The sequence below is a fragment of the Trinickia camelliae genome, from assembly GCF_053525655.1.
In genome coordinates this window covers 1-18,205 of the sequence record NZ_JBCHAA010000015.1, presented here as the reverse complement: position 1 = coordinate 18,205, position 18,205 = coordinate 1, and the positions used below count along the sequence as shown (strand labels likewise).

At 62.9% G+C, this 18,205-nt stretch carries 18 protein-coding genes and 1 pseudogene; 8 read left to right on the top strand and 11 right to left on the bottom strand.

All coding sequences use genetic code 11. The features are described from left to right. Positions 1-204: 204 nt before the first annotated feature. The 5 genes from AAHK20_RS23215 to AAHK20_RS23195 are packed head-to-tail and all read left to right on the top strand — an operon-like array spanning position 205 to position 3,724. Complete coding sequence (locus AAHK20_RS23215; protein ID WP_449183847.1) at positions 205-441, top strand: DUF3311 domain-containing protein; 237 nt, start codon at positions 205-207, stop codon at positions 439-441. Continuing rightward, on the top strand, positions 438-1,961 hold the full coding sequence (gene mctP / locus AAHK20_RS23210) for a monocarboxylate uptake permease MctP (RefSeq protein ID WP_449183846.1): 1,524 nt from the start codon (positions 438-440) through the stop codon (positions 1,959-1,961). Before AAHK20_RS23215 ends, mctP begins: the two co-directional genes overlap by 4 nt. Continuing rightward, on the top strand, positions 1,945-2,661 hold the full coding sequence (locus AAHK20_RS23205; RefSeq protein WP_449183845.1) for a class I SAM-dependent methyltransferase: 717 nt from the start codon (positions 1,945-1,947) through the stop codon (positions 2,659-2,661). Before mctP ends, AAHK20_RS23205 begins: the two co-directional genes overlap by 17 nt. Continuing rightward, positions 2,661-3,527, top strand: a complete 867-nt coding sequence (locus AAHK20_RS23200; RefSeq protein WP_449183844.1) for an MBL fold metallo-hydrolase — start codon at positions 2,661-2,663, stop codon at positions 3,525-3,527. The genes AAHK20_RS23205 and AAHK20_RS23200 overlap by 1 nt, the downstream gene beginning before the upstream one ends. Beyond that, positions 3,524-3,724 carry a hypothetical protein gene (locus AAHK20_RS23195; RefSeq protein WP_449183843.1) on the top strand — a complete coding sequence of 67 codons (201 nt, stop codon included), beginning with the start codon at positions 3,524-3,526 and terminating at the stop codon, positions 3,722-3,724. Before AAHK20_RS23200 ends, AAHK20_RS23195 begins: the two co-directional genes overlap by 4 nt. Positions 3,725-3,738: 14 nt before the next feature. Here AAHK20_RS23195 and AAHK20_RS23190 read toward each other — a convergent pair whose 3' ends face one another. After that, entirely contained in the window at positions 3,739-4,758 is a 1,020-nt protein-coding gene (locus tag AAHK20_RS23190; protein ID WP_449184035.1) for a YeiH family protein, read from the bottom strand. A 384-nt stretch (positions 4,759-5,142) separates the two neighbouring features. Here AAHK20_RS23190 and AAHK20_RS23185 point away from each other — a divergent pair, with 384 nt between their 5' ends. Beyond that, positions 5,143-6,090: a LysR family transcriptional regulator gene (locus AAHK20_RS23185; RefSeq protein ID WP_449183842.1), complete on the top strand. Its 948-nt coding sequence runs from the start codon at positions 5,143-5,145 to the stop codon at positions 6,088-6,090. 21 nt (positions 6,091-6,111) lie between these two features. On the opposite strand, the gene AAHK20_RS23180 is transcribed toward AAHK20_RS23185, so the two are convergent. The 5 genes from AAHK20_RS23180 to AAHK20_RS23160 all read right to left on the bottom strand — a co-directional run bounded on the left by AAHK20_RS23180 (position 6,112) and on the right by AAHK20_RS23160 (position 11,447). Then, a complete protein-coding gene (locus AAHK20_RS23180; protein WP_449183841.1) occupies positions 6,112-7,098 on the bottom strand; it encodes a zinc-dependent alcohol dehydrogenase family protein in 987 nt (328 codons plus the stop codon). A gap of 126 nt (positions 7,099-7,224) precedes the next feature. Then, the gene (locus tag AAHK20_RS23175) at positions 7,225-8,766 is read right to left on the bottom strand and encodes a methyl-accepting chemotaxis protein (protein WP_449184034.1); all 1,542 of its coding nucleotides are present in this window, start codon (positions 8,764-8,766) and stop codon (positions 7,225-7,227) included. 185 nt (positions 8,767-8,951) lie between these two features. Beyond that, complete coding sequence (locus AAHK20_RS23170; protein WP_449184046.1) at positions 8,952-9,107, bottom strand: hypothetical protein; 156 nt, start codon at positions 9,105-9,107, stop codon at positions 8,952-8,954. A 55-nt stretch (positions 9,108-9,162) separates the two neighbouring features. Further along, entirely contained in the window at positions 9,163-10,698 is a 1,536-nt protein-coding gene (locus AAHK20_RS23165; RefSeq protein ID WP_449183840.1) for a TIGR03915 family putative DNA repair protein, read from the bottom strand. Positions 10,699-10,862: 164 nt separating this feature from the next. Then, positions 10,863-11,447, bottom strand: coding sequence for a nucleotidyltransferase family protein (locus AAHK20_RS23160; RefSeq protein ID WP_449183839.1), 585 nt, complete (start codon positions 11,445-11,447; stop codon positions 10,863-10,865). Between the two features lie 125 nt (positions 11,448-11,572). On the opposite strand from AAHK20_RS23160, the gene AAHK20_RS23155 reads away from it, so the two are divergent. Together AAHK20_RS23155 and AAHK20_RS23150 are read left to right on the top strand one after the other, a co-directional pair. Further along, the gene (locus tag AAHK20_RS23155) at positions 11,573-12,142 is read left to right on the top strand and encodes a cysteine hydrolase family protein (RefSeq protein WP_449183838.1); all 570 of its coding nucleotides are present in this window, start codon (positions 11,573-11,575) and stop codon (positions 12,140-12,142) included. A 369-nt stretch (positions 12,143-12,511) separates the two neighbouring features. After that, the gene (locus AAHK20_RS23150) at positions 12,512-14,089 is read left to right on the top strand and encodes an alanine/glycine:cation symporter family protein (protein ID WP_449183837.1); all 1,578 of its coding nucleotides are present in this window, start codon (positions 12,512-12,514) and stop codon (positions 14,087-14,089) included. Positions 14,090-14,131: 42 nt separating this feature from the next. Here the strand turns inward: AAHK20_RS23150 and AAHK20_RS23145 are convergent, their stop codons facing one another. The 5 genes and pseudogenes from AAHK20_RS23145 to AAHK20_RS23125 form a co-directional block, all read right to left on the bottom strand. Next, positions 14,132-15,484, bottom strand: coding sequence for an MATE family efflux transporter (locus AAHK20_RS23145; RefSeq protein ID WP_449183836.1), 1,353 nt, complete (start codon positions 15,482-15,484; stop codon positions 14,132-14,134). 482 nt (positions 15,485-15,966) lie between these two features. Continuing rightward, positions 15,967-16,338 carry a DUF6697 family protein gene (locus AAHK20_RS23140; RefSeq protein WP_449183835.1) on the bottom strand — a complete coding sequence of 124 codons (372 nt, stop codon included), beginning with the start codon at positions 16,336-16,338 and terminating at the stop codon, positions 15,967-15,969. A gap of 72 nt (positions 16,339-16,410) precedes the next feature. Beyond that, positions 16,411-16,647: a hypothetical protein gene (locus AAHK20_RS23135; protein ID WP_449183834.1), complete on the bottom strand. Its 237-nt coding sequence runs from the start codon at positions 16,645-16,647 to the stop codon at positions 16,411-16,413. A gap of 382 nt (positions 16,648-17,029) precedes the next feature. Beyond that, positions 17,030-17,758: a response regulator gene (locus tag AAHK20_RS23130; RefSeq protein ID WP_449183833.1), complete on the bottom strand. Its 729-nt coding sequence runs from the start codon at positions 17,756-17,758 to the stop codon at positions 17,030-17,032. A 67-nt stretch (positions 17,759-17,825) separates the two neighbouring features. Further along, positions 17,826-18,205: pseudogene (locus AAHK20_RS23125) on the bottom strand (potassium-transporting ATPase subunit B); the annotation flags it as partial.

Here is an 18,205-nt window from a genome sequence, read left to right as displayed (position 1 = left end):
TGTGCGTGTATCCGAGTCCGTTTCGGCCGCGCGGAGGCGTTCGCACGCCTATCGATCATCGTTTCCGCACGGAAACAGTTTTCTGCCGATGCCCCACTTTTTCGTGAGTTCGATGCTGCCTACGCTGTCGCTTCGCTAGAAGCACGTCGGCCGATATCGGACGCTGGGCGTCTACACGTCAACTGTCAATTTGGACTGCAACACATGAATCTTCGCCTCAGATTTTTATTGCTCTCTTTACCGATCGCGGCGGGGCTTGCCGTGCCTTTCTACAACCGCGCGACACCCACGCTCGGCGGCTGGCCGTTCTTCTACTGGTGGCAAACCGCGTGCGTCCTCGCCGGCGCATTGTTGACCGGCGCCGCTTATTGGCTCGACGAGCGGAGGGCCCTCAGCGCCGAATCGCACAGCGCCCTTGCCGGTGAGGGGCGAGCCGAATGAATGTCACGACCAACGCTGTCTTTCTCGCGCTTTTCGCGCTCGTCACGGTTCTCGGTCTTTATGCATCTCGGTGGCGGCGTGCCGATCTGAACGGCCTGCACGAATGGGGACTCGCCGGACGCCGTCTCGGCACCGTGATGAGCTGGTTTTTACTCGGCGGCGATTTGTATACCGCATACACGTTCGTCGCCGTCCCGGCACTGGTCTTCGCCGCGGGCGCGATTGGCTTCTTCGCGATTCCGTACACCGTCATGACGTTTCCGCTCGGTTACGTCGTGTTGCCGCGTTTGTGGCGCGAGGCGCGCGAGCATGGCCACGTGACCGTGGCGGACTTTGTCGAGCACCGCTTCGGCAGCCGGACGCTCGCGCTCGCCATCGCGCTGACCGGCATTCTGGCGACGATGCCCTACATCGCGTTGCAACTCGTCGGCATTCAAGTCACGCTCGGCGCGCTGGGCTTTCCGACGCACGGCTGGGCGGGCGAGTTGCCGCTCCTGGTCGCCTTCGGCGTGCTGGCGGCCTACACGTGGTCGAGCGGATTGCGTGCACCCGCGATGATCGCCGTCGTCAAGGATCTGCTGATCTACGCCACGATCATCGGGGCGCTCATGGTGATTCCGGCGAAGCTCGGAGGCTTCGCGCACATCTTCGCGGCCTTGCCGCCGCCGAAGCTGCTGCTGAAAGCGCCCGACGCGGCGAGCCTGAACGGCTATTCGACCTACGCGACGCTCGCGTTGGGCTCCGCGTTCGCCTTGCTGCTGTATCCGCATTCGATGACGGCGGCGTTGTCGGCTTCGTCCGATCGCGTGATACGCCGCAACATGGCGTTGCTGCCGGCGTATTCGCTGATGCTCGCGTTCGTCGCGCTGTTCGGCGTGATGGCGCTGGCGGCCGGTGTGGGCTCGATGCCTGAATATGCGACGCAGTTCAAGCAGTACGGTCCTAACTTTGCCGTGTTTGCCCTGTTTCAACACTTCTTCCCGCCGTGGTTCGCCGGCTTGGCGTTCGCGGCGATCGGAATCGGCGCATTGGTGCCGGCCGCGATCATGTCGATTGCGGCGGCGAATCTCTTCACCCGCAACGTGTGGCGTCCGATCGTGGCGGGCGATGGTTCGCCCGCGCACGAGACGCGCATGGCGAAGTGGGTGTCGCTGTTCGTCAAGTTCGGTGCGCTCGGATTTGTTTTGCTGGTGCCCGCGCAATTCGCGATTCAGTTGCAGTTGCTTGGCGGCGTGTGGATCGCTCAGACGTTGCCTGCGATCGTGCTAGGCCTCTTCGTGCCGGCGGTCCGCGCGCGCAGCTTGATGGCCGGGTGGGCCGCGGGGCTCGCGTGCGGCACGTGGATGGTCGCGCAAAGCGGCTTTAAGAGCGCGGCGTTTGCATTGCACGTGCTAGGCGTTGCCGTGCCCGCATACGCCGCGCTGATTGCGCTTGCCCTCAATCTCGCGGTCGTGCTTGCGTGGTCGGTGCTGTCGGCGCCATTGCGTGCAAGGGAGGGGCAACGTGACCTCTCGCTTTGAATCCGTCGCTGACAGGTTGGCGGGTCTCGACGCGGAGGCCTTGCTTTCGCAGTTGGGCTGTCCCGCTGGCGAGATCGGTCTTGAGGTTGGCGAACTGATGGAGCGTGTCAATGCCGCGTTGATCGACGCCGCGTATAGCAAGCTCGGCGTCAAAGCCGACGAGCGCATCCTCGAAGTGGGGCTCGGCAACGGCGGTCATGTCGCCTCCGTATTGGCTCGGGCTCGGCGTCTCTCGTTCACCGGTATCGACATCTCGCCGACGATGATCGCCGCCGCGCGCTCGCGCAACTTGGCGGGCGTCGAGCGTGGACAGGTCACGTTGGAGATCGCAGATGTCGCGGCAATGCCGTTTCCCGATGCCGCATTCGATAAGACGATCGCGATCAACTCCGTGTATTTCTGGCCGGAACTCACGGCGGGATTGCGCGAGATGCGGCGCGTGCTGCGTGAAGACGGCGCGCTCGTCATCGCTGCAATGACGCCCGAAGCGTCGCTCACGATGCCTTTTACCGAGCACGGCTTCAAGGTGTATGGGCCGACGAGCCTTCGCGAAGCGTGCTTCGAAGCCGGGTTCGACCACGTCCAGATCGAGCGATACGCCGATAAGCCTTCCGCCCCGCCTTCGCCTTCGCCCCGCCGCGAATTTTTTCTTGTTCGAGCTTCGCGCATGCCGCGCGCCATGTCAGAGGAGTGTCGTTGATGTTTCCGCACGTCGAGTCTTTTTACGATCCATCGACCGGTACGGTCAGTCACGTTGTCTACGCCGGCTACGGTTCGCCGTGCGCCGTCATCGATCCAGTGCTCGATTTCGATGCCGCGTCCGGTCGCACATCGACGCACTCGATCGAACGCCTCGCTGGTTTCATCGAGGAAAGAGGCCTCGAGGTTCAGTGGATACTCGAGACCCACGCGCATGCGGATCATCTTTCGGGGGCGTCGGAGCTGAAGCGGCGCGTCGGCGGCAAGATCGGCATCGGCCGCGGCATCGTCGATATACGGTCGATGTTTTCGGCAACGTTCGATCTGGCGGGCGAGCACGGCTTCGATCATCTCTTCGCGCCGGATGAGGTGTTCTCTATCGGCGCGTTGCGGGCCCAGGTGCTGGCGACGCCCGGGCATACGCCGGCCGATGTCGCGTTCATGATCGAGGACGCGCTCTTTGTCGGCGACACACTGTTCATGCCGGACGTGGGCACGGCCCGCTGTGATTTCCCGGGCGGCAATGCGCGTTTGCTCTATGCGTCGATTCGCCGGCTGCTCACGCTGCCGAAGTCGATGCGCGTGTTCGTCTGCCACGACTATCCGCCGCGCGGTCGTGAAGCGAGGTTTTGCAGCACGATCGGCGAGCAGCGCAAGTTCAACATTCACGTGCGAGACGGGATCTCCGAGAGCGATTTCGTCGAGATGCGCACGACCCGCGACAGCACGCTCAAGATGCCGGCGCTGCTGTTTCCGGCGATGCAGGTCAATTTGCGCGGCGGCCGGCTGCCGGCTCCGGATGAGAACGGGCTGCGCTATTTGAGAACGCCGATCGACGACGTGCGCTTTGCGCAGAAACTGCTGTGAACTTCGGTCTGTATGGGATGCCCCTCCTGCGCGCTCGCGCGCCGGAGGGGCATGAAGGGGCGGCCAAAGCGGCCGCGCGTGTCGAAGCCATGCCGATGGAGCGGGGCGGTGATTCGCAGCACCACGGCGAACGTGGTGCGCTGTCTCATGAAGAACTCATGTGGCACGGCTACCGCGCCATGGCTGGCGCTTATTGATCACGTCGCCGGCTTCAATGGAGGTGCAGCAGCGCCACGATCAGCAGCAGACTCATCGCCGCAAGCGCGACGATGGACAGCACGACCGCCGTGGTCACGCGCGGCCCGGCTTTCACGACGCTCCGGATATCGACGCCGAGACCTAGCGCCGCCATCGAAACGATCGTGAACAGGCTGCCGATCTGATTGGCGGGCGCCAGCAGAACGGCTGGAAAGAGTCCCGCCGAACGCACGGCGCCAAGCACCAGAAAACCGATGATGAACCACGGAACCAATTTCCTCGACGCGATACGGCTTGGCGAAGCCGCCGCGAGATTGTCGCAAGCCGTGGAGCCGTTTGAGGATTGGCGAGCGCGAGTCGCGATGGAAAGCAGCAGCATCACCGGGCCAAGCATGAGAACGCGCACGAGCTTGACCAGTGTGCCGATGTGCGCGCTGAGCGCGGAGACGGGCACCGTAGCGGCCAGGACTTGCGGCACCGCGTAGACGGTCAGCCCGGCGAGCGCGCCATATTGAACCGCGTTCAAATGCAGCGCATAGGACAAGAGCGGAAGACCGAGCACGACCAGCACGCCAAGTACGGCGGTAAAGGCGATCGATGCGGCGACGTCGTCGCGATTCGCGCCGATCACGGGGGCGACGGCGGCGATCGCCGAATTGCCGCAAATGGAGTTGCCGCACGCAACGAGCAACGCCATTCGCCAGTTCAGTTTAAGCGCACGGCCGATGCCGTAGCTCACAGCAATCGCGACGACGACGATGGCGACGATACCCAGCAGCAAACCGATTCCGGCCGCCTTCAACGCGGTGGCGCTGAACGAAGCGCCGAGCAGCATGACGGCGACTTCGAGCAGCGTCTTCGCGCTGAAGGCAATGCCTGACAGCCATCGTTCTCCGGGCGTCCAGAGGCTTCTGATCAACGTGCCGAGCAGGATCGCGAGTACGAGCGACTCGAGCCATGCGCGACCGAAGACGTACGCCTCGGCAATCTGGAGGCACCAAGCGCCTAGTGTCACGGCCATGCAAAGCGCGATGCCGGGAGCGACGTCGGATGAAAATCGTAAGGGTGCCGAAGTTTTGAGGCGTGAGAATGTGTCTTTAGGGGAGAGGAAAGTCGACATGACCAGGCGAGTCCGTAGTGAGGAGCGACAAGCCTAGGTCGCGGTCGACATCATGAAAAATACAAAATACGCACCCCAGCCCTGACTTTTGTTTATGTCATCCTAAGCAGCGCACTCACGCGTTAGACGAAGCTGATCGTTTTCTGCAGGAAACAATCTTTCGCCTTCGCGCAGCTTTAACGTGCGAGAAATGACGTCTACGATTGCGGCACCTTCACTGTTCTCCAGTGCAGTTCGTCATAGCGGCAGTGCGCAAGCGTGCTACACCGCTCAAGGAAGTGCTGCCGCGCATCGCCCATGAATTTCACGCATTTGTTTGCTTTCTATGAAGTGGCCCGAGCGGGCAGCCTGAGCGGCGGCGCGCATCGTTTGAGGGTGAGCCAGCCGGCAGTCAGCCGGGAGATCCGCGAACTCGAAGACCGTCTCGGCTTGCTGCTGTTCGACCGGCTCCCGCGCGGCATTTCGCTGACGCTCGCAGGGAAGCTGCTGTTTGGCTACGCGGAGCGGATCTTCACGCTCGCGGATGCGGCCCGTTCAGAGTTGAAAGAGGTGGCCGGCCTTAGCGCCGGACAACTGAAGATCGGCGCGAGCGCGACAATGGGCGTCTATCTGGTGCCTGACATGATCGCGAAGTTCAACGCGCGCTTTCCGAAGGTCAACATCGATTTGACCGTGACGAATACGCAGCAGGTCGAAGACGGCTTATGCAATGGCGAATTTTCGCTGGGCTTCATCGAAGGGCCTTACGATGAAACGCGTCTTCAGGCACGGTTCATCGGGGCAGACGAAATTGTGCTGACCGCTGCGGCCGGCTATCGAGAGGCGGCGCATGGACTCTTTGCCCGCGACCTCGCCACGGAGGCGGTCATCCTTCGCGAACCCGGCTCGGGAACGCGCGCGGTGGTCGAGAGCGCTTATGCGCGCGCGGGCCTCAAGATGATTCCATCGATGTCGGTCAGCGACACCGAGGCGATCAAGCGGATGCTGTTTGCGCAGCGCGCCGTAGCCTACGTTTCGACGCTCAGCGTCGAGGACGAAGTGCGGCGCGGCGAACTCAAGGTGTTGAACGTGTCCGATCTGCGGATCGAGCGGGCCCTCCACATGGTCTGGCTGCGGGGGCGCTCGCTGTCGCCGAGCTCGCAGGCGTTCTTCGATCTCGCCGTGCAGCACATCGAACAGGAAGGGCGCGCGAGCGTGATACGACCGGCTGCCGATGTCGAAACAGAAAGCGTCGCGCGCGTCTGATGAATGCGCATCGATGGGCAATCACCGCATCGTCAACACAGCCGCTCCAACGATCGCTCCATTGCGCAAATCGTTCAATGCGCGGTTCGCTTCCGCGAGCGGGTAAGGGGACGTCGTGATGTGCAGCGGCGTCTCTTCGGCGAGCTTCATGAATGCGCGACCATCCGCACGCGTGAGATTGGCGACCGACACGACGCGGCGCTCTTCCCATAGCAGCGAATACGGAAACGACGGAATGTCGCTCATATGAATCCCGCCGCACACGACGATGCCGCCCTTCGCGACCGCCCGCAGCGCGGCGGGGATGAGCGAACCGGCGGGGGCGAAGATCAGCGCGGCATCGAGCGTATCGGGCGGGCTTTCGTCGCTGCCGCCGGCCCAACGCGCACCCAACTGCCTCGCGAATTGTTGGGAAGCCGTGTCGCCGTGACGCGTGAACGCGTAGACGTCGCGGCCCTGATGGCGCGCGACTTGCGCGACGATGTGCGCGGCCGCGCCGAATCCATAAATGCCGATACGTTGTGCGTCGCCCGCCATCGCAAGCGTGCGATAGCCGATCAATCCTGCGCATAAAAGCGGCGCGGCTTTCACATCGGAATAACGCTGGGGCAGATGAAAACAATAGCGGCTGTCGGCGACAGTGCGTTCCGCGTAGCCGCCATCGAGCGTGTAGCCGGTGAAGCGCGGCGCATCGCACAGATTCTCGCGGCCGCTTTGGCAGTAGCGGCAGTGGCCGCACGTATGGCCTGTCCACGGCACGCCGACCCGCTCGCCGATCGCAAACCCGGTGACGCCCGTGCCCAATTCGGCCACGGTCCCGACGATTTCGTGGCCGGGTATCAACTCTCGCTTCGGATGCGCGAGCTCGCCGTCGATCACATGCAGGTCGGTGCGGCAGACGCCGCAAGCGTGAATGTCGATCAGCAGTTGACCGGCGCCCGGTTGCGGATCGGGCACCTGCAAGTCTTGCAAAACCGGTGTGCTGCCGTCGAATACCATGGCCCGCATGAGCTTGCCCTCCTGACGCCGGATGTCCATTTCCCGGCGTCAATTCATGATAGTCGCTGCGCGCGCAGCCGCGACCGGCCCATGCGTGACCTTTGGTGAAGCGATCAGATCAAACGATCTAAACGATCAAGCAGGCAATGCAAAACTCGAGATCGCTTCGCGCAGCGAACTCACCTGGTCCTTCAGCGAATGCGCGGCCGCCGCCGCTTCTTCGACGAGCGCGGCATTCTGCTGGGTGACCTGATCCATCTCGCCGACCGCGCGATTCACCTGCTCGATGCCTGCGCTCTGCTCGCGCGATGCGTGGCTGATCTCTTCGAGAATCTCGTTGACGCGACGCACCGATTGCACGATTTCGCCCATCGTCGAGCCGGCGTTCGCGACGAGCGCCGCGCCTTGATCGACGGTATGCGTCGACGATTCGATCAGCACCTTGATTTCCTTCGCGGCGGTGGCGGAGCGTTGCGCGAGGCTGCGCACTTCCGATGCGACAACCGCGAAGCCGCGCCCTTGCTCGCCTGCGCGTGCCGCTTCGACGGCCGCATTCAGCGCGAGGATGTTGGTTTGGAACGCGATGCCGTCGATCACGCCGATGATGTCGCCGATCTTCTGCGAGCTCGAGGTGATCTCGCTCATCGTGCGCACCACGTCGTCGACGACGCTGCTGCCGCGCATCGCGACGTCCGCGGCTTGCTCGGCGAGCTTGGCGGCCTGCGTGGCGCTTTCGGCGCTTTGCTTCACGTTGGCCGTCATCTGATCCATGCTCGACGCGGTCTGCACGAGCGCGGCGGCCTGCTGCTCGGTGCGCTGCGACAGATCGGTGTTGCCCGCCGCGATTTCGTTGGCGCCGACGTTGATGTTCTCGGTGCCGGTCCGCACGCGAGAAACGGCGTCGACGAGCCCTGCCTGCATCGACGCGAGCGCGTGCATCAGGCTCGAATCGTCGTCGCGGCGCACGGGCACGTGCACCGTCAGGTCGCCCTCGGCGATGCGCCGCGCGGAGTCGACGGCCAACTCGATCTCGCCGCCGAGGCTGCGGCGCACGCTCTTGAGCACGAGCACCATCGCGACCGTGGCAGCGGCGCCGAGCACGAGGATGATGCCGAGCCAGCGCAGCGCGCTCGCAACCACCGCTTCCTGCACGTCGTCCATGTACATGCCGGTGACGATGCAAAAGTCCCAGGGCGCGAAGCGCTTCGCGTAGCTGGTCTTGGCGACCGGCTTATCGGCGCCGGGCTTCGGCCACTGGTAGCTGACGAAGCCGCCGCCTTCCTTGTTCGCGGCGGTCACGATGTCGACGAAGAGGTTGTTGCCGTCGGGGTCTTTGAAGCCCGACATGTTCTTGCCGACCATCTCGGGCTTGAACGGATGCATCAGCATTACCGACTGCGAGTTGTTCACCGAGAAGTAGCCGTCCTTGCCGTAGCGCAGCTTGGAGATCGTTTCGAGCGCTTTCTTCTGAGCATCCTCTTCGCTCATCGTGTGCTGCTGGGACGCCGTGTAGTAGAAGTTGACGATGCTCATCGCTTCGTCGACGAGCGAGGTCAGTTGTTCGCGCCTGTCGGCGATCGTCGAGGCGCGGTTTTGCCATGCGCCCATGACGCCGATCAGGACGAGGCCGATCCACAGCACGGCGATCATCGAGCCGAGCTTTTGGTTCAAGGTCAGTTTATGCATTGAGTTGCTCTGGAGTGGTCGGTCAGTCAACGGCCTTCACGCGAAAAGTCGCAAGAAAGCCGCGCCCATCCGAGTTGACGGCAATGCATCTGATGCAGCGCAGATCGGGGAAACCCCTAGGTTTTTAGCGTATTTGTATGAATGAACGAAGCGGTGAGCCGCATGCAGCCTGGCTCTCAGACCGGGTCCTTGTCGGGCGGGCCTTCGGGACGTTGCGGTTCGTCGTTGTGATGACCGGGCGATGGCGGCACGTAGGGATCGCCTTCGGGATCGCGTGTCGGATCGGCGGGCCGTTCGGGAATCGGTGTGGTGTGCATGCAATAGCGGCTCATGAACTCACCTGCTGAATGAAGGGCCGGGCAGAGCGCCCTCGCTATTTGTTATACGTCATTCAACGCGCGCTTCGCTGTTAATTTTTGCGAGTTGCTTGGCGCGCGTCAGCGCGGCAACGAGCGTCGCGACGATCTCTTCGCGCAGCTTCGCGTCGGGCGTGCGCAGCGCGTAGGCAGGGTGATAGGTCGGCACGATGAGCCAGCCGTCGTGCGAGAGGGTCTGCCCGAGGTACTCCGACAAACTGAGCGGCTGCCGCGTCAGCGCGCGCAACGCGGTCGCACCGAGCGCCACGACGGCGCGCGGCTGCACGCGCTCGAGTTCTTCGTCGAGCCAATAGCCGCAGGCTTCGACTTCGTTGGGGGCGGGCGTCTTGTGCACGCGTAGCGCGGTCTGCCCTTGGACTGTCTGCCGTGGCGTTTCCAGCATCTCCCACTTCGAATGCTTGACCGCATTCGTCATATAGAGCGCCGCGCGCTCGAGCCCCGCGCGGTGCAACACGTCGTCGAGCAGTTCGCCAGTTGCGCCGCGAAACGGTTCATCGCTCAACGCGTCTTGCTCGCCCGGCTGTTCGCCGACCAGCATGATCGCGGCGGGAACCGGCCCAGCGCCGGCGATCGGCTTGGCCTTGGTGCGCCACAGTCCGCACAGCTTGCAGGCCGCGAGCGAGGCGGGCGGCGGGCGCGAAGCGAGCACACCGCTTGCGGGCTTGGGCTCGGGAGGCGGCACGCTGACCACGGATTCCGCTGGCCCTGTTTGCGCCGCTTGCGCGGTTTGCGGTATGCCGGCGAGCGGCTTCACGGCGAACGGCGGCGCCGCGTTGCCGTCCGCCGGCGGCTTCCAGTAGCGCACGGGCAGGTCCGTCGGCAACGCGGGCTCGCAGGGGTAGTCCGGATTGAACGTGCTTTCGTAATACGCGAGCCACAGCGCTTCCGCCGCGTCGCCGGTGGCGGCCTCGCCGGTCGAGCTGAGCGACGTCAGTGCTTCTTCCGGGTCGGTCGTGCGGTCGACGCGCAACAGCGCGCCGTCCCAGAAGGCCGCGCCGTAGGGCGTGGCGATGACCCAGCTCGAACGGCCCATGCGCTTCGCGAAATGGGCGGCGGCGCGCTCGAGCACATCGTGACGCGGATCGAACCAGCCGACGAATTCGGGCGGACCGAGCGACGGATCGCGGCGCCGAAAGCGTAGCTGCGTTTGCATCTGCTGCAGTTCCTTGTCGACCTCCTCGATACGCTTGGCGAGGCGCGCGCCGTCCGCGTCATGCGCGGAGACGACCGAGCGCTGGCCCTGCGTCCAGCGCCATAGCACGCGGTAAAGGAAGGCCCAGCGGTCGGGCGCGCGATAGCACGCGGCGGTCTCGAGCTTGGCGAGCAGCGTGCGCGAGATGGTGGGGGCGGCTGGCGCGGTGGCGGGCTCGGCGCTGGTGTTGGTCTCGGTCTCGATGAACGCGGGCGCGCCGTCGGCGGTGAAGAGCGCGGCGCTTTCGCCGGCTTCGATCCATTCGACTTCGTGCGGGGCAAGCGCCTCTTGAAGCAGCGCCCGCGCGATATGCCGCCACACAGCGAATGAGGGTTCGATACGGATGCTTTTCATCGGACTTCTCCAGCGCGACGACGCTTGAGTCTGCGGCGCCGTGTACACCAAATGCTGTATATTTATACAGTATTTGGTGTACAAAATGCAATGTCGCTAAAGCGGTGAAAAAAGCGGGCGCGGCGGAGAAACGGTGGAGGAGCGTGGCAGAGAGAGGGGGGAGCCTAACGGCGCAAATCTTCCGGCGTATCGACGTCGCCGAGAATCCCCGCATCGTCGACTTCGATTTTCGTGATGTTGTTCGAAGCCAGCAGGCTGCGCGCGCCGATGTCGCCATCGAGCGCGGCAAGCGCATCGAGATGCTCGGCGTGAAAACCGACCGGGTGTCCGCGTTGTCCGCGATACATCGGCACGACGATCGACGCGCCGTCGTCGAGCGCGCGCGCCACCGTATCGATCGTCGCCGACGCGATCCACGGCATGTCGGCGAGCGCGACGATCCAGCCTTCGGCTTCGCTGCTGGCGTGCACGCCGGCAGCGAGGCTCGCGCCCATGCCGCGCTCGGCGTCGAGCGTGAAGACGACCTCGCAGCCGGCGTCGTTGAGCACGTGAGCGAGCGCCTCGGCGCCGGGGCGCACGACGGCGATCACATGCGGCACGGTGAGGAGAAGCTGGTGCGCGGCGGCGCGCGCAACAGGCGTTCCGTCAGGGAGCGGCGCAAGCAGCTTGTTTTGCAAACCGAGCGGATCGAAACGCGAACCGAGGCCGGCGGCGAGCAGCAGTCCGGTGGAGGACGAGGCGTAGGTCATCGTGCGGGGCCGCTGGGAAGATGGCTCCGATTGTGCAACGTGCTGTGCAGCGCAGCAAGCGCAAAGAGCGGTGGTCAGTACAATGAGCGCCTCTTGATTCAATCGTCCGACTAGACGCACACGCTATGAAGCCGATCGATCGTCACGCCGCGCTGCTCATCATCGACTTGCAGAAGGGCATGCGTTTTCCCGAGGCAGGACGCCGCAACAACCCCGATGCCGAGCGACACGCCGAGATGCTGCTTTCCCTTTGGCGTGCTACGTCGCGGCCGATCGTCCATGTCCGGCACATCTCGCGCTCGCAGACTTCGGTGTTTCGTCCCGGCCAGCCCGGCGCGGAGTTTCAGGACGCGCTCATGCCGCTCGCACACGAGCATGTGGTCGAAAAGAACGTGCCGGACGCGTTTGCCGCGAGCGGCCTCGAGCGCTGGCTGCGCGTGCGCGATATTCGTCAGTTGATCGTCGTGGGCGTATCGACGAACAACTCTGTCGAGTCCACCGCGCGCTCGGCGGGCAATCTCGGCTTCGACACGATCGTCGTCGACGATGCGTCGTTTGCCTTCGATCTGCGCGATCTCAGCGGCAGGCTGTGGCCCGCCGAGGACGTGCATGCGTTGTCGCTGGCCAATCTTGCGGCGGATTATGCGGAGGTGGCGGTGACGGCGGAGATCGTCGAGCGAGCAGGCCGTGCCTGAGAAGAATTCACGCGGCCCTTTGCTCACACCTCCATCACCTTATCCAACGTAATCGGCAAGTCCCGCACTCTCACACCCGTCGCGTGGTAGACCGCATTCCCGATCTCTCCAATTTCGGAGTGCTCGACAACGTGTGCGCGATAACAGCTGTCTTAGTCAATATTCCAATGCCGAATTGGGGCTGTCGTGCGGGGCGGTTTTCAGCGATCCCTTGAGCTAGCTTTACGTATGACTGACGGTTTAGCGTGTAACATCGCGTTCTGCTTTCGCGACGGTTACGCCGTCCTGACGATCTCAATATCCAATCCCTGCATCACAAGCAGGTAAAAACAAAAAAGGAACGCCTGCGTGGAAAACCTTTTCCGATCCGTGAATGCATTTTTTGCGTTCATCGCGCCGATCTCGGACTTCCTCTGGGACTTTCCCACCAACTTTCCGTTCTACGCGCGCATACCCGTTCTCGGGCAATTCCCGTTCGCGATCCTGCTGCTCGTCGGCGTAGGCATCTATTTCTCGATCCGCACGCGCTTCGTGCAAACGATGAACGTCGGCAAGATCGTGCGCATCATGCTGCGCAAACAGTCGTCGCACACCGGCATCAGCGCACTCGGCTCGTTCATGCTCGGCCTCGCGATGCGCGCGGGACCGGGCAATATCGTCGGCATCACGGGGGCGATTTCCGTCGGCGGGCCGGGGGCGTTGTTCTGGATGTGGGTCGCGGCGTTCTTCGGCATGGCGACGGCGTTCATGGAATCGGTGCTCGCGCAACTATTCAAGGAAAAGAAGCACGATGAGTTCGTCGGCGGGTTGCCTTTTTATGGCCGCCGAATCCTCGGCGACCGGCGCATCGTGGGCGTGTTCCTGTCGCTGGTGTTCATCGTCTACGCGCTGTTCAATGTGCCGCCGCAAACATTCAATGTGTTCACTGCGATCGGCACGATCGCCGATACCGTGTCCGGCACGCATCTCGCGCGGCAGTCCACGGTCTATTACTGCATTGCGGTGGGTCTCGTCGTCGCGTGCTCGTTCATCATCATGGGCGGCATTCGCCGCGTGACGGCCTATACCGATGTGCTCGTTCCGATCAAGGCCGCGCTGTTCTGCGCGATGTCGCTCGTCATCATCCTGATCAATCTGCCGCTGATTCCGTTCTTCTTTCGCGAGGTGGTCGTCGGCGCGTTTGCGCCTCATGCGCTGTTTGGCGGCGCGATCGGCACCGCGCTCGCGCAGGGCGTCAAGCGCGGGCTGATGTCGAACGAAGCGGGACAGGGCACGATCACGATGGCCGCCGCGATTGCCGACAACGATCACCCGTGTGAGCAGGGCTTTGTGCAGAGCCTCGGCGTGTTCTTCGACACGATGGTGATCTGCACGATGACCGGCTTCATCGTCGTGATGGCGCACGTCTGGACCGGTACGGTCGACGGTCAGGCGTGGGAATCGGTCCGGGCCTCGAAGATCACGGTCTACCTCGCGTCGGTGCAGGCGCTCGTGCCGGCATCGGTAGCGCATGTGGTCCAGATCGTGATGTGCGCGTGCTATGGGCTGTTCGCGTTCACGACGCTGCTGGGGATGATTTCGTTTGCGGAGATCTCGGCGAATTTCATTTCGCGAAGCGAGCACTTCATCAAGGGTATCCGCGTGCTGGGCTCTCTCGTGTTCGTGCCGTTCGGCGCGCTGACTGTGCTGGCGGGGCTCGAATTGCCGAATCTTTGGGCGCTCTCCGATCTGATGAACATCGTCATGGTGCTGCTCAACGTGCCGATCGTGCTGCTGGGTTCAGGGCTCGTTTATAAGGCACTCAAGCATTATCGCGAGACGAATGGCGGGACGTTCGTGTCGGAGCGGATCGGGGTGCGGACGGAGTATTGGACGCACGAGCAGCGAGGCGGGGTGGTTCGCGATGCTCGGACGGAGCGCGAGTCGCAGGCGCGCATCGAAAGCTAACGGGTTATAGAAACGGTTCGCACGCGCACGCCGCGCGTGAAATCAATTCACCGCAACCGAAGCCGGCGTCGTCGCCTCGACGCGTTTGCAGCGCACCCGATAGATCCAGATGCTCGCCACGAGCGTCACGACCTCAGTGGCTGCGGCTGTCATCCAAATCCCTCGCTCGCCGAGCCAGAGCGTCAAGAGCCACAGCAATCCGAGCAATAGCACCCAACTGCGCAGCAGCGCCACGATCATCGACGCCAGCGGCGCTTCGATCGCGGTCAGATAGCCAGTGATGGTCAGATTGAGCGCGGCAGGTACGAACGCAAGCGCGCACCACGGCAGGGCTTCGCGCAGCAACGCTTGCGCGTCGGCGCTGGCGGGCACGAACAGATCGCCGAGCGGCTGCGCCAGCGTCAGCGCGGCAATCGCCGCTGCGAGCGCGAAGCCCGTCGTCACGACCAAGCCGATGACAAACGCGCTCGACATGGCGGCCGGATTGCCCGCGCCGCGCTGGAAGCTCACGATCGGCTGCATGCTTTGGACTAGCGCCACCATCGTCACCACGGCGATCATCGTCATGTACTCGACGACGGCAAATGCGACGAGCCCCGTATCGCCAAGCAAGCGCAGCACGACGTGATTGAACGCAAAGATCGTGACGCTGGGCGCGATCTCGCCGAGAAACTCGGACGCGCCGTTATAGGCGATACGCCAAGCGTAGTTGCACTTGGCGAACGCGCGCGCGAGCGGATAGACGTCTTGTGCCTTGAAGAAGTGGTAGGCAAGCATCGGGATGCACGAGATCGTCTGGCTAACGCCCGCCGCGAGCGCGGCCCCTGACATGCCCCATCCCAGTTGGCCGACCATCAGCCAGGTCAGCGCGACATCCGCGAATGCGCCGCCGATCAGACAGTAAAGGCCGTATTTCGCGGCGCCTTCCACACGCAAAAAGAGCTCGAGCGCATAGCACGTGGTCGAAAACACGACGAACGGGGCATAGGCGCGCAAATACGCTTCCGCCAACGTGTGCAACTCACCCTGCGCGCCGGTCCACGCGACGAACGTGGCGGCCCCGAAATGAATGGCGATCGCGAACGACACGCCAATCAAACCGAGCAGCCAAAGCGACTGAGTAAAAGCCGCGGCGGCATCATGCCGTTTTCCTTCACCGAGCAAGCGGGCGACGAGGGTCGAGCCACCGACCCCGATCATGACGCTGAACGCGTAGGGCAGATACAAGAACGGCGTGAGCAGATTCAGAGCGGCGAGTGCTTCCGCACCGACGTGCCGTCCGACGAAAACACCGCTGATGACCGAGTGCAGGCAAAAGATCCAGGCGGCACAGACAGTGGGGACAGCAAGGCTCGCGAATTGGCGAACGAGCGAAGTTGAGCGATAGATATGCATGGCTTGCGACCAAACGAAATGATGAAAGACACGTTGGTGTCATCGCGTTGATTGCGGTACCGGGTACGGACGTCCTGATTCGATGCAGCGGCGCGGCTAGCGCGAGCGGCATTGGAAGCTGGCGGTATGGGACCGCATGAGGGACCGCATGAGATTGTCGTCGCCTGGCAGATGCCGGGCGCCGGCGCCGCGCTTGGTAGCGGGCCGGACAGGCTTTCGGCGACGTTTAGCGCCTAGGAAAGCAGGAATGGAAACGCGATTGACAGAGGGTAGGGCTTAGCGAAGACGGTTAAGAAAACGTCGTTTGCGCCGTTGTTCCAGCCCCAATCCGCACACTGCGGAATAACGCTATTTTACCGCATCAAAAGGTCAAATGCCTTCTTCAGCAAATACTTCGTCCAATTTGCTTTTGGAAGCTTGCCTGCGGTCACGCGCCAGAGAACGACGCATGACCGTATTAGCGCGCTTAGTCTTGTATGACCTTAGCAGCGTTTGAGCTTGATGACGCGCGAAACCTGCGCGGCCGTGAAGCTGGTATTGCGTGCATAAGGCGCGCAATCGAGCGGCGTAGTGAGCGATTCGACTACGGCGAATTGCCCCACATAGCGGAACGAATCGCTCTCACGCTTGACGAATACCGGTATTGCGTCGGTCTGTCTTGCGAGCGTCCTCCCAGCGGCGCGTGCCGCTGCTCCGCCGTTGCAGACGATGACTTCCGGCGCTTGCGGATTGAGATCCGGACGCAGGCACGCCGCTACCACTTTGCCTCGCTTGACCGGCAGGAAAGCCTGTTTGCTGCCGCCGCAAATCGAATGAATGGTTTCGCGTGAGTAGTCCTTGCCGACTTCGAACATGATTGACCCCAAGGTAATGCGTCGTTAAACGTTGTGTGATGGATGATGAATGGTTGGAACGCAGCGCTGGAGTCATCCTGCTTCCAGCGCCCTGAGTACGGCATCGCCATTGGCCGAAATGACGAACCTCAATTTGCCGTCTTCGGCTTCGATGAGCTTGACGAGGTGCGCTCTGCGAAGCGCGATGACGTCGGGCGTGGCCTTGCCGAGGTCGATGGGCGCATCGCGCAGCAGCATGAGCGTGGCCATCTCGTGTGCGCTCAAGCGCAACACGCCTTCGAGTTGATCGTTGTGTTCAATCGACTTCATGGTTGGCTCCCGTTGGTGCAAATCGGCGCGTTAGAACGCGACCGCGAACCTGCGCTCGCGACGACATGCCATTCGGGCGCACGCGAAAGCAGCGTCCGAATGGGGCTAAGAAAAGTGCACGGGAAGGGCTACTGCGACGCGCACCGCTTACCTGCTGGCAAGACGGCGGCTAAAAATAGAAGAGCGCGAACGTCCTGCCGGCTAGGCAGTGAAGAACCAACTGGTTCGACGACATCGGTTGAACATGGCATGCGCTCTCTTTGTTTGAGACCTTGCCATTGTAAATTGGCGTGAAAATCGGCGGCAAGTAAAAAGGTGGTAAAAGTGTGTCGATTCGCGCGTTCGAAGACGTTTAGGAATGCTGTGTTAAGAGGATGATAGATTAGCGAGCGGTCGTGTTCGCGTGCTGTTCCTCGACGGCGCCGACCAGCCGGTAGCCCACGCCGGTCTCCGTGATGAAGTGCTCCGGCTGAGCCGGATCGCGCTCGAGCTTCTTGCGCAGATGCCCCATGTAGATGCGCAGAACATGGAAGTTGTCGGCGCCCGGCCGTCCCCATACCTCCTGCACAAGCTGCTGATGCGTGAGCACGCGTCCGGCCTGACGCACGAGCGCCGTCAGCAGCCGATATTCGATCGGACTCAGATGGATGACCTGGCTGTCGCGCATGACTCTGCGCGCGGAAGGATCGACCGTGACGGCGCCGAAATGGATCTCGCGCCATCCGCCGCTGCTGCCACCGGCGCCCCGGCGCACGCGCGCGCGAATTCGCGCGACGAGTTCGGTGTGTCCGAACGGCTTGGTCAGATAGTCGTCCGCGCCGGCGTCGAGCGCGGCGACCTTGTCTTCTTCGGCGTCGCGGGCCGACAGCACCATCAGCGGCACCATCGACCAATTGCGCACGTTACGGATGACGTCGATGCCGTCCATGTCGGGCAGATTGAGATCGACGATGACGACGTCCGGGCGTTTCGCGGCCACGAGCGTCAAGCCTTGCTCGCCGGTCGTCGCGTCGACGACGGCCATACCACCCGCAAGCAGCACTGAGTGGACTAGGCGGCGAATGCATTTGTCATCGTCGATCAGCACGATGGTGATGGCCGGCTCGCTCATCGCGTGGCCTCTCCGCTTGCCGTGATCGACGCGAGGGCCGCCGCGTCGGGGAATGGGTTCGGTATGTTCAAGCCCAGCCGCACGCCGTCAGCACCATATCGATCAGCTTGATGAACGGGAACGGCAACAGGATGCCGCCGAGGCCGTAAATCAGCAGGTTGCGACGCAGCAGCGACGAGGCCCCGAGCGGACGGTACTTCACACCCTTCAGCGCGAGCGGAATCAGCGCGACGATGATCAGCGCATTGAAGATCACCGCCGAAAGGATCGCCGATGACGGTGAGGTCAGATGCATCACGTCGAGCACGCGCAACTGCGGATAGGTCGTTGCGAATGCAGCGGGAATGATCGCAAAGTACTTCGCTACGTCGTTCGCGATCGAGAACGTGGTGAGCGAGCCGCGCGTCATCAGCATCTGCTTGCCGATCTCGACGATCTCGATCAGCT